This window comes from Acidovorax sp. AC410, from assembly GCF_979253235.1.
Window position 1 is genome coordinate 896302 of the sequence record NZ_CEEDCG010000001.1, and the last position, 13462, is coordinate 909763.

At 67.0% G+C, this 13462-nt stretch carries 12 protein-coding genes; 9 read left to right on the forward strand and 3 right to left on the reverse strand.

Annotated features, from left to right (window positions below):
* The first annotated feature begins 82 nt into the window (after positions 1 to 82).
* On the forward strand, positions 83 to 667 hold the full coding sequence (locus AC0IZS_RS04100; protein WP_471634475.1) for a YqiA/YcfP family alpha/beta fold hydrolase: 585 nt from the start codon (positions 83 to 85) through the stop codon (positions 665 to 667).
* On the opposite strand, the gene AC0IZS_RS04105 is transcribed toward AC0IZS_RS04100, so the two are convergent.
* Entirely contained in the window at positions 650 to 2236 is a 1587-nt protein-coding gene (locus AC0IZS_RS04105; protein ID WP_471634476.1) for a PglL family O-oligosaccharyltransferase, read from the reverse strand. The genes AC0IZS_RS04100 and AC0IZS_RS04105 overlap by 18 nt on opposite strands.
* A gap of 178 nt (positions 2237 to 2414) precedes the next feature.
* On the opposite strand from AC0IZS_RS04105, the gene AC0IZS_RS04110 reads away from it, so the two are divergent.
* From AC0IZS_RS04110 to AC0IZS_RS04135, 6 genes are all read left to right on the forward strand, one after another.
* A complete protein-coding gene (locus AC0IZS_RS04110; protein WP_471634477.1) occupies positions 2415 to 2939 on the forward strand; it encodes a pilin in 525 nt (174 codons plus the stop codon).
* 45 nt (positions 2940 to 2984) lie between these two features.
* Positions 2985 to 5057, forward strand: coding sequence for a ribonuclease catalytic domain-containing protein (locus AC0IZS_RS04115; protein ID WP_471634478.1), 2073 nt, complete (start codon positions 2985 to 2987; stop codon positions 5055 to 5057).
* Positions 5054 to 5914 (forward strand): energy transducer TonB, encoded by an 861-nt coding sequence (locus AC0IZS_RS04120; protein ID WP_471634479.1) that lies wholly within the window; start codon positions 5054 to 5056, stop codon positions 5912 to 5914. The genes AC0IZS_RS04115 and AC0IZS_RS04120 overlap by 4 nt, the downstream gene beginning before the upstream one ends.
* Before the next feature lie 12 nt (positions 5915 to 5926).
* Entirely contained in the window at positions 5927 to 6787 is an 861-nt protein-coding gene (aroE, locus tag AC0IZS_RS04125; protein ID WP_471634480.1) for a shikimate dehydrogenase, read from the forward strand.
* A 26-nt stretch (positions 6788 to 6813) separates the two neighbouring features.
* Positions 6814 to 7548 carry a monofunctional biosynthetic peptidoglycan transglycosylase gene (gene mtgA, locus AC0IZS_RS04130; RefSeq protein ID WP_471634481.1) on the forward strand — a complete coding sequence of 245 codons (735 nt, stop codon included), beginning with the start codon at positions 6814 to 6816 and terminating at the stop codon, positions 7546 to 7548.
* A 93-nt stretch (positions 7549 to 7641) separates the two neighbouring features.
* Positions 7642 to 8049: a hypothetical protein gene (locus tag AC0IZS_RS04135; protein WP_471634482.1), complete on the forward strand. Its 408-nt coding sequence runs from the start codon at positions 7642 to 7644 to the stop codon at positions 8047 to 8049.
* A gap of 66 nt (positions 8050 to 8115) precedes the next feature.
* On the opposite strand, the gene AC0IZS_RS04140 is transcribed toward AC0IZS_RS04135, so the two are convergent.
* Positions 8116 to 9528 carry a cytochrome P450 gene (locus AC0IZS_RS04140; RefSeq protein ID WP_471634483.1) on the reverse strand — a complete coding sequence of 471 codons (1413 nt, stop codon included), beginning with the start codon at positions 9526 to 9528 and terminating at the stop codon, positions 8116 to 8118.
* Between the two features lie 74 nt (positions 9529 to 9602).
* On the opposite strand from AC0IZS_RS04140, the gene AC0IZS_RS04145 reads away from it, so the two are divergent.
* Positions 9603 to 10514: an AraC family transcriptional regulator gene (locus AC0IZS_RS04145; RefSeq protein WP_471634484.1), complete on the forward strand. Its 912-nt coding sequence runs from the start codon at positions 9603 to 9605 to the stop codon at positions 10512 to 10514.
* 234 nt (positions 10515 to 10748) lie between these two features.
* On the opposite strand, the gene AC0IZS_RS04150 is transcribed toward AC0IZS_RS04145, so the two are convergent.
* Positions 10749 to 11657, reverse strand: a complete 909-nt coding sequence (locus tag AC0IZS_RS04150; RefSeq protein ID WP_471634485.1) for a LysR family transcriptional regulator — start codon at positions 11655 to 11657, stop codon at positions 10749 to 10751.
* A gap of 232 nt (positions 11658 to 11889) precedes the next feature.
* Here AC0IZS_RS04150 and AC0IZS_RS04155 point away from each other — a divergent pair, with 232 nt between their 5' ends.
* Complete coding sequence (locus tag AC0IZS_RS04155) at positions 11890 to 13452, forward strand: methyl-accepting chemotaxis protein (protein WP_471634486.1); 1563 nt, start codon at positions 11890 to 11892, stop codon at positions 13450 to 13452.
* Positions 13453 to 13462: the final 10 nt, after the last annotated feature.

Here is a 13462-nt window from a genome sequence, read left to right on the forward strand (position 1 = left end):
TACACTTTGCAACATCTTATGCCTGTGCAAGGCCTGCCAAGGCAGTAATTCCCCTGCCCCCGACGCCTGTTACGCCTTTGCCATGAACCGCACCACCCACCTTCTGTACCTGCACGGCTTCCGCTCCTCCCCCCAGTCGGCCAAGGCGCGGCAAATGGCCGCCCACGTCGCGGCCGAGCACCCCGGCGTGCATTTCTGCTGCCCGCAACTGCCGCCCTCGCCCCGCGAGGCCATGGCCCTGGTGGCCAAGGCGGTGGCGCACTGGCCCCGGGAGTCGAGTGCCGTGGTGGGCTCCTCGTTGGGCGGTTTTTATGCCAGCTGGGTGGCGCAGCAGCTCTCCTGCCCGAGCGTGATGCTCAACCCCGCAGTGGACCCGGCGCGCGATCTGGCGCGCTACATCGGCGAGCAGACCAGTTGGCACGACCCGGCCGAGCGCTTTTTCTTCCTGCCCGGGTACATCGACGAGCTGCAGGCGCTGGTTGTGCGCGGCCGCCCGCCGGCAGGCCCGGAGCTGGCCATCATCGCCAAGGGCGACGAGGTGCTGGACTGGCGCGAGATGGTGGCGCGCTACCCCGCCGCGCAGCTGCTGCTGCTCGAAGGCGGCGACCATGCGCTCACCGGTTTCGAGGTGCATCTGCCGCTGGTGGACTCATTCCTGCGGCTCTGATGCGGTTGCGCGCGAGGCCGGCGGTGTCTTGTTCAGCCAGCGCGCATGGTCCTTGGGGTAGGCGATGCGGTAGCGGCGCAGGTGGTAGGCGGCCTCATCGTCGCGGCCGAGCATGAGCGCGCTTTCGATGCGCTTCTCGATCACACGCGGCTCGGGCGAGTAGTGCAGCAGTTCACCTGAGAGGGTGTACACCTCCTGCGCTGTGGCGCGGGTGAGGACCATGGCTGGCAGCCGGGCGAAATCCACCTGGTCCGAGAACAGCAGCGTGGGGGCCGTGGTCGCCGGGGTCATGTCACGGTACACCGGGTCGCGCCGCTCCGGCACCTTGTAGAGCTGGCTGATGCGGTGGTAGTCGTGCGCTGTCCAGGCGATCAGCAGGGCACCCGCCACCAGGACCGTGGCCGTGGCACCCAGCACCGCCGCAGAGGGGGGTTGCAAGGCCGGGTGCCGGCGCGGCCACAGCAGCGCCAGTGCCAGCAGGGCCGCCAATTGGAACGGCCCGTACCAGAGTGGAAACTCCAGCATGCTGTGCGCGCCGATGAGGGCCAGGATACCCCAGGCCAGCTGGCGCACCGCGTCCGTCTCGCGCCAGGGCCGTGCTTTCACGATGAAGGCCATCGCAGCGCCGCACAGCAGCACAGCGGCCGGCAGGCCCAGCTCCACGGCCAGGTGCAGGGGCAGGTTGTGGGCGTTGTCCAGCAGCACGCAAAAGCGCTCCCCGGGGAACAGGGTGATGTAGTGCGCGTAGTCGAGTTCGTTCCATCCCCAGCCTGTCCAGGGCTTCTGCGCGATCAGGGTCAGCACGTTGGACCAGAGCACGCGCCGGCTGGTGCATTGGTGGGAGTCGCCGGAGAACCGGTTGAACAGGCCCTCGGCCTGCACGCCGCTGAAGCTGTGCAAAGCCAGCGGCAGCAGCCAGGCCGCCGCGATGTACAGCACTGCCCCGCCCAGCGCCACGGCCAGCGCCATGCGTCCCAGGGAGCGGCGCCACCACAGCAGCAGCACCACGATGACCAGCCACTGCACGGCACCGGTGCGCGAGGACGTGGCGGCGCTGGCCAATGCCAGCACGGTCAATGCCATGCCGAAGGCCATTCCCACCAGGCTCTCGGGCAGCGGCAGGCGCCGGGATGCCCCTGCCTGCGCACGCGCTTGCCACCGCGCCACCGACCAGGCCAGCGCCCAGGCCCCCAGCGCCACCAGCGTGGCCTGCTGGTTGCGCTGGCGCAGGTTGCCCACCGCCTGGCCCGGGGTGGAGGCATTGATCCAGGGCGCCAGGCCCACATCGCCCCCGAAGTACTGCACGAGGCAGATCACGCCCCCCACGACTGCGGCCAGCAGCAAGCCCAGCGCCAGCCGGGTCGCCGCCGTGGCGCCGCCATCGCACAGGTCCGGGTGGCGGCGCGAGCGCAGGGCCCGCAGCCACGCCAGAGCCCCCAGCAGCGCGATGCACGACCACGAGGCCAGCAACGGCCAGACATTGGTGGACGGCGGCGTGGTGATGGAGAACAGGAAGGGCAGGGCCACTGCCAGCAAAGTCAGCGGTGCAGCAATGGCATCGATCGGCATCGGGAAGGCGGGGCGAGAGGGCGGTTTGCGCAGGGAAGGAAGCCGCGAATCATAGAGCCCCCGCCCCGTGGCGTGCCGGCCGCGCGCAGGGCTTGCCCCCCAGGGCCGGGGCGCAGCCCTTATATTCACCCCACCGATGCCTCCTGCAGCACCTGACCTCCCGGCACGCACCACCGACATGACCCACCCGCAGCGCACAGCCTTTTCACGCCCCCTTCGCCCGCGGGGCTTCACGATGATCGAGATGATGATGGTCGTCGCCGTCATCGCCGTGCTGGCCCTGATGGCCCTGCCCTCGTACCAGGACCGGGTGCTGCGCACCCAGGTCAAGGAGGGCCAGGCCATGGTGGAGTTCGTCAAACAGGCCGTGGCTGTGCACTACGCGCTCAAGAAAACCATGCCCGCCGACAATGCCGCCGCCGGCCTGCCGCCCGAGGACCGCATCGTCAGCACCCACGTGGCCAAGGTCACCGTGGCCGGCGGGGCGGTGAACATCGTCTACGGCAACAAGGCCAACAAGGCCATCGCGGGCAAGGTCCTGACCCTGCGGCCGGCCATCGTGCCGGATTTTCCCCAGGTGCCCATTGCCTGGGTCTGCGGCAAGGCCAAGGTACCGGACAAGATGACCGCCCAGGGCGCGGACGCCACCAACATTCCGGCCATCGCCACCCCCCTGGACTGCATGGGCGTGGCAAAGTCCTGACACCGCCGCCGCAGACGCCCAGGCACCCATGGGAGAATGCCGCCCATGCATGCATTGTTTGAAGAAGCCGGCAAGTTCATGGCCGGCCGTATCCTGTCCGAAGCCGAGAGCTCGGCCCAAGTCGAGCTCGATTCGGGCAAGCGGGTCAAGGTCAAGGCCGCCAACGTCCTGTTGAAGTTCGAAAAGCCCGCCCCCGCCGAGTTGTTGGCCCAGGCGCAGGCCGTGGCCGAGACCATCGAGCTGGACCTGGCCTGGGAATTCGCGCCCGAGGACGATTTCGGCTTTGCCGACCTGGCGCGCGACTATTTTTCCGAGAATGCCACGCTGGTCCAGCAGGCCGGCGCGCTGTTCCGCCTGTACGAGGCGCCGCATTACTTCCGCCGCGCGGGCAAGGGCCGCTTCAAGAAGGCACCCGCCGAGATCCTGCAGCAGGCGCTGGCTGCCATCGAGAAGAAAAAGGCCGTGCTGGCGCAGATCGACGAATGGGCCGCAGCCCTGGGCCTGGGCGAATGCCCGCAGCCCATCCGTGACCAGCTCTACAAGATATTGTTCAAGCCCGACAAGAACGCGCCCGAGTACAAGGCCGTGGTCGACGCCAGCCGCGCCACGCACACTGCGCCGCTGGATCTGCTGCAAAAGGCCGGCGCCATCGACTCGGCCTACCAGTTCCATTGGAAGCGCTTCCTGTTCGAGAACTTCCCCAAGGGCACAGGCTTCCCGGCCCTGACCGCCCCCCAGCCGCCGGACGACCTGCCGCTGGCCAGCGTGCAGGCCTATTCCATCGACGATTCGCAGACCACGGAAATCGACGATGCGCTCTCCGTCCAGGGCCTGGGCACCGGTACCGTGGTGCTGGGCATCCACATCGCCGCCCCAGGGCTGGCCGTGCAGCCGGGCAGCGCCATCGACCAGCTGGGCCGCGCCCGCCTGTCCACGGTGTACATGCCGGGCTACAAGATCACCATGCTGCCCGACGAGGTGGTGCAGATCTACACGCTGGACGAAGGCCGCGCCAACCCGGCGGTCTCGCTGTACGTCACCGTCAACGAGACGACGCTGGAGATCCTTGCCACCGAAACCCGCCTGGAGCGGGTGCCCGTGCTGGCCAACCTGCGCCACGACCAGCTCGACCACATCGTGACCGAGGCCTGGCTGACCGACCCGGCGGTGCAGGTCGAGGGCACGCCGCAGCGCGTATCTGAGCTGCGCGAGCAGCTGTCCTTCCTGTTCCGCCTGGCCAAGAGCCTCAAGGCGCAGCGCGAGGTCGTGCGTGGCAAGCCCGAGAACTTCAACCGCCCGGACTACAACTTCCGCCTGGTGGGCAACGACCGCGGCGAGCCGAACGGTTCGGAGACGGTGCAGATCACCACGCGCCAGCGCGGCGCCCCGCTGGACCTGATCGTGGCCGAAGCCGCCATTGTGGCCAACAGCACCTGGGGCAGCTGGATGGCCGAGCTGGGTGTGCCCGGCATCTACCGCAGCCAGGCCAGCATGGCCCCGGGCGTGAAGGTGCGCATGGGCACCAAGGCGCTGCCGCATGCCGGCATCGGCGTGAAGAGCTACTCCTGGGCCACCTCGCCGCTGCGCCGCTACACCGACCTCGTGAACCAGTGGCAGATCATTGCCTGCGCGCGCCACGGCAAGACGGCGGCGCTGGCGGCGCCGTTCAAGCCCAAGGATGCCGACCTGTTCTCCATCATCAGCAGTTTCGACGGCGCCTACAGCGCCTACAACGGCTACCAGGCCGGCATGGAGCGCTTCTGGACCCTGAAGTACGTGCAGCAGAACGGCCTGACCGAGCTGACCGCCACGGTCTTCAAGGAAGGCCCGGGCGGAAGCTTTCTGGTGCGGGCCGACGACATTCCGCTGGTGTTCCCGGTGCTGGGCGCGCAGAACCTGCCGCGCGGTGCGCGCCTGCGCGTGAAGCTCGGCGAGATCGACGAGATCACGCTGGACATCCATGGCACGGTGCTGGAACGCCTCGATAGCGACGAGCCCGAGGCCGGTGCCGACGAGGCGGCGGAGGAGGATGACGAGACCGTGGCCGGCCCGATCGCCATTGCCGTGGACATGAACGAAGCCGAAGCGCCCGCCAGCGCTGATAATCTGACGCCGTGAAACTGCCCGCCCTCCTTCGCACCTTCAGCACGCTGCAGCTTGCGCTCGGCGTATCGATTGCCGTGCACGCGGCGCTCATCACCGTGCGCTTCATCGACCCGGAGGGCTTCAACCGCGTGTTCCAGGACACGCCGCTCGAAGTCATCCTGGTGAATGCCAAGTCCAACGAACGGCCGGAGAAAGCCCAGGCCATCGCCCAGTCCAACCTGGCGGGCGGCGGCGATGCGGAAAAGGGCCGGGCCACCAGCCCCCTGCCCTACTCGGCGCTGACCGCCCTGGGCGACGACTTCGAGGAAGCCCAGCGCAAGATGGACGCGATGCAGGAGCAGCAGACCCAGTTGCTCACGCAGCTGCGCAAGCAGTTGGCCAGCATGCCGCCCCCCGATCCGCGCAAGCCCAGCCAGAGCGCCGAGCAGTCGGCACAGGACGAAAAGCGCCGCCAACTGGTCAAGTTGCTGGCCGAGATCGAAAAGCGCATCAACGAAGAGAACTCGCGCCCCAAGAAGCGCTACATCAGCCCCGCCACGCGCGAAGAGGCCTACGCGATCTACTACGACGCGCTGCGCCGCAAGGTCGAGGACAAGGGCACCGAGAACTTCCCCGAGCAGGCCGGCCGCAAACTCTATGGCGAGCTGACGATGATCGTCACCGTGAACCACGACGGCCGCGTGCTGGAGACCGAGATCGTGCAGGGTTCTGGCAATGCCACGCTGGACCGCCGCGCCGAGGCCATCGCGCGCGCCGCCGGCCCGTTCGGCGCCTTCAACCAGGAAATGCGCGCCAAGGCCGACCAGATCGCCATGGTGGCGCGCTTTCGCTTCACCCGTGACCAGACGCTGGAAACCACTGTTCGCTGAACCCCCTTCGAGATGAGCCAAGCCACCGTCGACCTGTATTGCGTGATGGGCAACCCGGTGGCGCACAGCCGCTCGCCGGCCATCCACGCCCGCTTTGCCGAACTGACTGGCGAGCGACTGGCCTATGAGCGGCGCCTGGTGGCGCTGGACGGCTTTGCCCAGGGTGTGCGCGCGTTCGCGGCCCAAGGCGGGTGCGGCTGCAACGTCACCGTGCCGTTCAAGATCGAGGCGCCCTTGCTGGCCACGCAGTGCAGCGAGCGCGTGCAACTGGCCGGTGCGGCCAATACCCTGGCGTTTCGCCCGGACGGCAGCATCCACGCCGACAACACCGATGGCCTGGGCCTGGTGGCCGACATCACGCGCAATGCCGGTGTGGCCCTGCAGGGCCGCGATGTGCTGCTGGTGGGTGCCGGCGGCGCGGCGGCCGGCGTGCTGGGCCCGCTGCTGCAGGCCGGCGCGCGGCGCATCGCCATTGCCAACCGCACCCTGGCCAAGGCCCAGGCGCTGGTGCAGTCGCACCAGGCCCTGGCCACACAGCTGGGCGCGCAACTGGCGGCCAGCACCCTGGATGCCGTGGCCGGCGACTTCGACGTGGTGATCAACGCCACGGCCAGCAGCCTGGCGGGCGATGCCGTGCCCGTGGCGGCCAGCGTGCTGCGCCCCGGCGGCCTGGCCTACGACATGATGTACGGCCCCGCGGCCCAGGGTTTTCTGGACTGGGCTGCCGCCCATGGGGCGGTGCCGCGCGATGGACTGGGCATGCTGGTGGAGCAGGCGGCCGAGGCCTTCGCGTTCTGGCGCGGCGTGCGCCCGCCTTCGGCCCAGGTGCTGGCCGAGCTGCAGGCGCAACTGGCGCTGCAGCCCCAGCACTGAACCCTGGCAAGAAAAAGAACCCGCACATGAAAGCCGTGCTGCGCTGGCTGTGCCTGGTGGTGTTCGCCGCCGTGGCGCTGCAGCTGTTCTTCGTGCTGCGCATTGCCGCCATGGTGGTGGTCAACCCCGAATCCACCAGCTTCCAGCGCTCCGAGGCCTGGGTGCAACTGTCCAGCAGCGGCCAGGTGCGCTGGCGCCAGCAGTGGATGCCCTATGGCGAGATATCTGACCACTTGAAGCGCGCCGTGATCGCCTCGGAGGACGACGGCTTCGCCAACCACGACGGCGTGGACTGGGCCGCCATCGAGAAAGCCTGGGAGCGCAATGCCAAGGCCGAAGCCCAGGCCGCCAAGGCCCAGAACCGCGCCCCGGAAAAGCCCCAGCGCGCGCCCAAGATTCGGGGCGGCTCCACCATCACCCAGCAACTGGCCAAGAACCTGCTGCTCTCGGGCGAGCGCACCCTGCTGCGCAAGGGCCAGGAGTTCGTGCTCACGCTGCTGCTGGAGCAACTGCTGAGCAAGGAGCGCATCCTGGAGATCTACCTCAACAGCGTGGAATGGGGCGAGGGCGTCTTCGGCGCCGAGGCCGCCGCCCAGCACTATTTTCGCAAGAGCGCCAACCGCCTCGCCCCCAGCGAGGCGGCCCGCCTGGCCGTGATGCTGCCGGCCCCCAAGCGCTTCGAAAAGACGCCGGGATCGGCGTATCTCGCGGGGCGAACGCGGACGATACTGGCGCGCATGGGGAGTGCGGAGCTGCCGTGACGAACGGCGCCACGGGCCTGACCCCTGCGTACCCACTGAAGACGATCCAGGCAAACCAGATGACGGCATGCTGGAGCCATACGGATACCGACCATGCTCAATACCGCGTTGACATCGAAAAATGCCATGAAGACCTTGGCGTTGTTCGCTGCATTTGCCATCGTGCCTGGACTATTGGCCTACGGTGCATTGATGAATTACAGGATGCACCAATCCATCGAAGCTGCATTGTCGAACAGCCCGGAACTGAGAGAGCATATCGGCGCGTTTCAGCAGGCCCGTATTGTCAGCAGTGGCTGTGAGTTCAAACTGACATGCAACACCGCTTTTCACGTATCAGGAGACACAGCTTGCATCAGGGTATTGGTGGTGACGACAGAGAGTTTTCCGACTTACGAAATACTGTCCATTGCACCCGAAACATCTACCCGGACCATTCGGAGTGAAGGCAATCCCCCCGTCACCACCGTCCATATCCAAAATTGCCCCGGCACGGCTTAGGAAGCCAAACATGCTTTTGCCCTGATCGGGAACCGATTGACGAACGAAGGTCAGCAGGAGTCACCTTCAGCGTCGCTCAAGCCACACCTCGACCCGCCCTTGTGGCCGCAAGGTGACATGCAGCTTCGGCTCACACGCCGGCGTCGGAACCGGCAAGCGCAGTTGGTACCGCTGCAACAGCATGGCTGCCAAAAGCGTCATCTCCAGCATCGCAAAGTGCTGGCCAATGCACACGCGGGGGCCTACGCCGAACGGAATCCATGCGCCCTTGGTGATCGGCGGTGCGCCGTCCAGAAAGCGTTCGGGCGTGAAACGATCGGCCTGGGGAAACCAGCGTTCGTCGCGGTGCAGCACCCAGGGGGTGATGCGCAGCATGGCGCCCCGGGGTACCGCCACCCCCCCGAGCGTGATGGGGGCAATGGTGCGACGGGTCATCAGCGCGGCAACGGGCGGGTACATGCGCAGGGTCTCCTTGAGCGTGGCGCTCAGCCAGGGCAGCCGTGCGAGATGTTCCGGCCCCGGGGCACCGCCCTGGAGCACCTCGTCCACTTCGGCCTGTGCGCGCCCGGCGGCATCGGGGTGCTCGGCCATCAGGCGGCTCCACCACAGCAAGGTGGTGGCGCTGGTTTCATGGCCGGCCTGGAAGCTCACCATGCACTGATCGAACACCTCCTGCCGCGCCAGAGGCTGGCCCGTGCCCTCGTCGCGCAGCGTCAGCAGCATCTGCAAAAGGTCGGTGCGTAGCGGCGCATCCGGATCGTCCATTCCCTGCGCGCGCGCATCGATATGGCGCTGCACCAGGCCCTTGAGCACCTTGAGCGCGCGCCGTTTGGCGGACTTGCCCGGTAAGGGCAGCCAATCGGGCAGCGTGACCGGCATGAACATCTCGCGGAACGCGGTGGCCGACAGCGTCTGCGTGGCCCAGGCGGCTTCCCGGGCATCGGCCTGGGCCGATTCGCTGAACAGCGTGCGCAGGATCACGTCCATGGCGACGTCGGTCCAGAGCGTGTCCATGGACACCAGACACCCGGTCCGGCCTGCTGGTACCGCCACGTCGAGCGCGCTGCGTGCGGCATCGGTCATCAGTTGCGCGTAGCCCGCCACGCGCCTGGGCGTGAAAGCGGGCATCAGCACACGGCGCTGCCGCTGCCAGGTATCGCCCTCGGTCACTAGCACGCTCTGGCCAAACACCTGCTCGAACACGGCAATGCCGCGCTCCCAGCGGATGAGTTGGTCGGCATGGGTGACCAGGGCCTCGCGCACGAGTTCGGGGGACATGAGATCCCAGGCATCCTCGTTGACCAGCCGCATGCGCGTGAGATCGCCGTGCTCGCGCTGCAGCTGCGTGACGAAGCCCAGGTAGTCGGCGCGCATCTGGCGCAGCAGCGGCAGGCCCCACCAGCGGGACAAAGGGCCTGATGGCTGCAGGGCGGGTGGGGCTGCGGCATGCGCAAGCTCGTCGGAAAGGGTTGTGTTCATGCCGGCATGGTGGTGCGCCCCGCCACCGGCGTATTGAACGATTGCGACACCACCACTCCCCTACACTCGGCTCCATGGCCATACAGGCACCCCCTTCCGCCCGGCATCCCGATGGGCTCATTCCTTCGGGCCAGCTGTGGCTGCCCCATGCCGGTCTGTCGGCCTGCGTGCGTGGCACCATCGTGCGCAGCACGCTGGGCCATGCGCTCAGCGATGTACAGCGCATCAACCGCTTTCCCGCGACACCGCTGTGCAGCCTGAGCTGGTGGTTCACGGGCCGCAGCGAATGCCTGGTGCCCGAGCGGCCCGGCAGCATGCCGGACCTGGACAGCCCGCGCGAGCCCTTCGCAGGGCGCTGGGTGCTGGCAGGCCCGCAGACCCGGCCCTCGACCAGCTGGTGCGCCGAGCCCACGCACGCCATGATGGTGATGTTCATGCCCGATGCGCTGCACCTGCTCACCGGCCTGGCGCCCGAGCACCTGACCGACCGCACGGTGGACGCCACCACGCTGCTGCCACGCGATTGGCTGGCCATGTGCGAGGCGGTGCAGCACCAGCCCGACGACGCGGCCCGCATGGAATGCCTGGAGCAGTTTCTGCTGCCGCGCTGGCAGGCCTGCAGGCCCGGCCCCGCCACGGCCACGCAGCGCTATGCCGACTGGGCCACGCACCTGGCGCAGCGCGCGGCGCATTCGGCGCCCGGCCGCAGCCTGCGCCAGCTGGAGCGGCGCATCAAGCGCTGGGCCGGGCTGCCGCTGCGCGAGCTGCGCGGCTTCGGCAAGGCCGAGCAGGCATTCTTCGACACCCTGGCTGCGGACGCCGCCGAGTCCCCGGTGCGCTGGGCCGAGGTGGCCACAGGCGCCGGCTTTTCGGACCAGTCGCACCTGTGCCGCGTCACGCGGCGCATCACCGGCTATGCGCCGCAGGCGCTGTACGACGGCATTCAGCGCGACGAGGCGTTCTGGGTCTACCGGATCTGGGTTTGAGCGCCTGTTTTCGCAGCCCCGCCGTCGCAGCGGCCAAGACGCGCCAGGCGGACTTCGGCCCGTAGGCGCTGTGCGCCGGCGACAGGATCCTGGGTCGCCTTGCGGGTCGCTGAAATAAACGCCCCATCCGAGATCTCGACAGAGGTCACCATGTCCACCGAGCGCCCGTTTTATTCCTGGCACACCGCCCGACAGCACGCTTGCAGCCCTGCGGCAGCCATCCGACATCCCACATCACAGAACCTGGGCAGCCGACCGGCGCAGGCACTCGATGAACAGGTTCGCTGCTGGAGTCAGCGTCTGGCGATGCCTGATCACGATGGAGATACGGGCCGGCGGGAACGCTTCAGCCACATCGAGCACGACCAAGCCACGGCTCGCGCTTTCATCGCAGAACATCCGGGAAGACACCAGACCGATGGCATCCGTGTTCCGAACCAGGGACAGAGCGATCGAAACCGAATGGCAATAGATGATGTCCTGCGGAGGCGGCTGTTCCCTCTGCTCGAACAGCATGTTCAATGCGTCCATTCCATAGCCAGGCGCCAGCCACAGTGCGCCGGCCAACTCCAGAATGGACCGTGCCCCGGCCAAGGGGTGTCCCACGCGAGCTGCCAGAACGGCAGGAACGGTCAACAGCAACTCACGCTCCAATCGATCCTGGCGCGGGATGTCGGCCTCTGCGAGCACGGCAAAGTCGTATTCGCCCTCTTTCCAGCCATCAAGGCGTGTGGCCCAGGTCATCTCGCGCAATTCCAGTGTCACCCTGGGACGCTGCGCCCGAAAATCGATCAGAGCGTGCGGCAGCACGGTGCTGGCGGCTGCGGCACTCAGGGCAATGCGCAGCCTCCCGCCCTGACCGCCGCTCATCTGCTCGATTTCTGATTGGGTGTTTTGCGCCTCGTGCAGCATGCGCCGGGCGCGCAGCAACAAGGCCTCGCCTGGCGTGGTGAGGGTGACTCCCTTGACGCTTCGCACGAAGAGATCAACGCCAAGACCCTGCTCCAGTTCGCGCATGGCGTGGGTGACAGCAGGCTGGGTCAGGCCAAGGCGGCGTGCAGCTTCGCGGATACCCCCGCACTCCGCCACGGACTTGAAGACGCCCAGTTGGCGCAAGTTGAATCGGATGAGGGGGTCTGCCACTGCGTGTCTCCAGTGCCCATAGCATGCCGGAATTCGCACTCTGCCGTGCCCTGGGAGACGATCAATTTTTTTGATCCCCCACAGAAGAATCTTGTCTTTTCAATCGTGATGCAATTACTTACATTCCAGTCCGAGTGCCAATGACAAACCAACAGAGCACTGTGTCCGGCGGAACTGCTTGAGGCCTTGATTGCCATGTGGCGGCGCCAACGCCGAGGCGGTGGAAAGAAGTATGAAAATCTCGAATCTCAGGCTGCGCGCCAAACTGGGTGCCGCTTTCTTTGCCATGTTGCTGCTCGCAGCGACGCTCGGCGCGGTGGGGCTGGGACAGCTCGGACGGCTGGGAGCGGCGAGCCATGACATCACGCACATCTGGCTGCCCAGCGTGCAACTGCTGCAGGAGATCCGCTATGCAGTCAGCAGCGTCAGGCGGCTCGAAGGGCAGAGCCTGCTGGGCATTGATGACAAAGAGCTGTCCGATCTCGAAAAGCGCATGGACGCCCAGAAGACCGTTGTCCTGGGTCTGGAGCAGCAGTACGAGCCGATGATCGTCTCGGACGAGGAGCGCCAGTTGTTCGAGAAACTGCACAGGGAAATCCAGGCCTACTACGCTCAGAACGAAAAGCTGCGCAAGCTGACGCGCGGGGCAGATGCAACGCACAAGGAAGGGGTGGCCCTGATGCTGGGGGATTCGCGCAAAGCCTACAACGCGCTGGCGGTCACCGTCCAGGCGCTGCTCGACCTGAACCAGAATGGCGCCCAGGCGGCCTCCGCCACGGCGGACACTGCGTATGCCCAGGGCCGCATCGGCATCTTTGCGGCCCTGGCCTGCGCGGTGGCGGTGGCAGGGGTGCTGGCGACATGGACCACCAACATGGTCACCAGGCCGATTGCCAAGGCCGTCCGCGCATCCGAAGAAATCGCCGCCGGCAACCTGGACATCGCGTTGCAAACGCGCAATCGGGACGAAACCGGGCAGCTGCTGCATGCGCTGTCGGCCATGAAAGACAGCCTGGCAAAGGTCGTCGCATCGGTGCGGCAGGGGGCGAACTCAGTGGCGACCGCGAGCGCCGAGATCGCCCAAGGCAACAACGACCTGTCAGCACGCACGGAGCAGCAGGCCAGCGCACTGGAACAAACTGCAGCATCGATGGAACAACTCAGCGCCACGGTCAAGCAAAACGCAGACAACGCACGCGATGCCAACGGGCTCGCGCAGGCGGCCTCCAGGGTGGCTGCGCAGGGAGGTGAGGTAGTCGCCGAGGTCGTGGACACCATGAAAGACATCAACGACAGCTCCAGGAAGATCGCAGCCATCATCAGCGTGATCGATGGCATTGCGTTCCAGACCAATATCCTGGCCCTGAACGCAGCCGTGGAGGCTGCCCGCGCAGGCGATCAGGGCCGCGGCTTCGCCGTGGTGGCCAGCGAAGTGCGCAGTCTGGCCGGGCGCAGCGCGCTGGCCGCCAGGGAAATCAAGGACCTGATTGGTGCAAGTGTGGAGCGCGTGGAGCGGGGATCCTCGCTGGTGGGCAAGGCGGGTGCCACCATGACCGAAGTGGTCGGCGCGATCCGCCGCGTCACGGACATCATGGGAGAGATCAGCGCCGCGAGCCACGAGCAAAGCGAGGGTGTGTCACAGGTGGGCGAAGCAGTGATGCAGATGGACCAGGCCACGCAGCAAAACGCTGCACTGGTGGAGCAAAGCGCAGCGGCGGCCGACAGCTTGAGGACACAGGCGCTGCAGTTGGTGCAGGCGGTGGCTGTCTTCAGGCTCACGCCCCACGCAACGTAAAGGGAGCGAT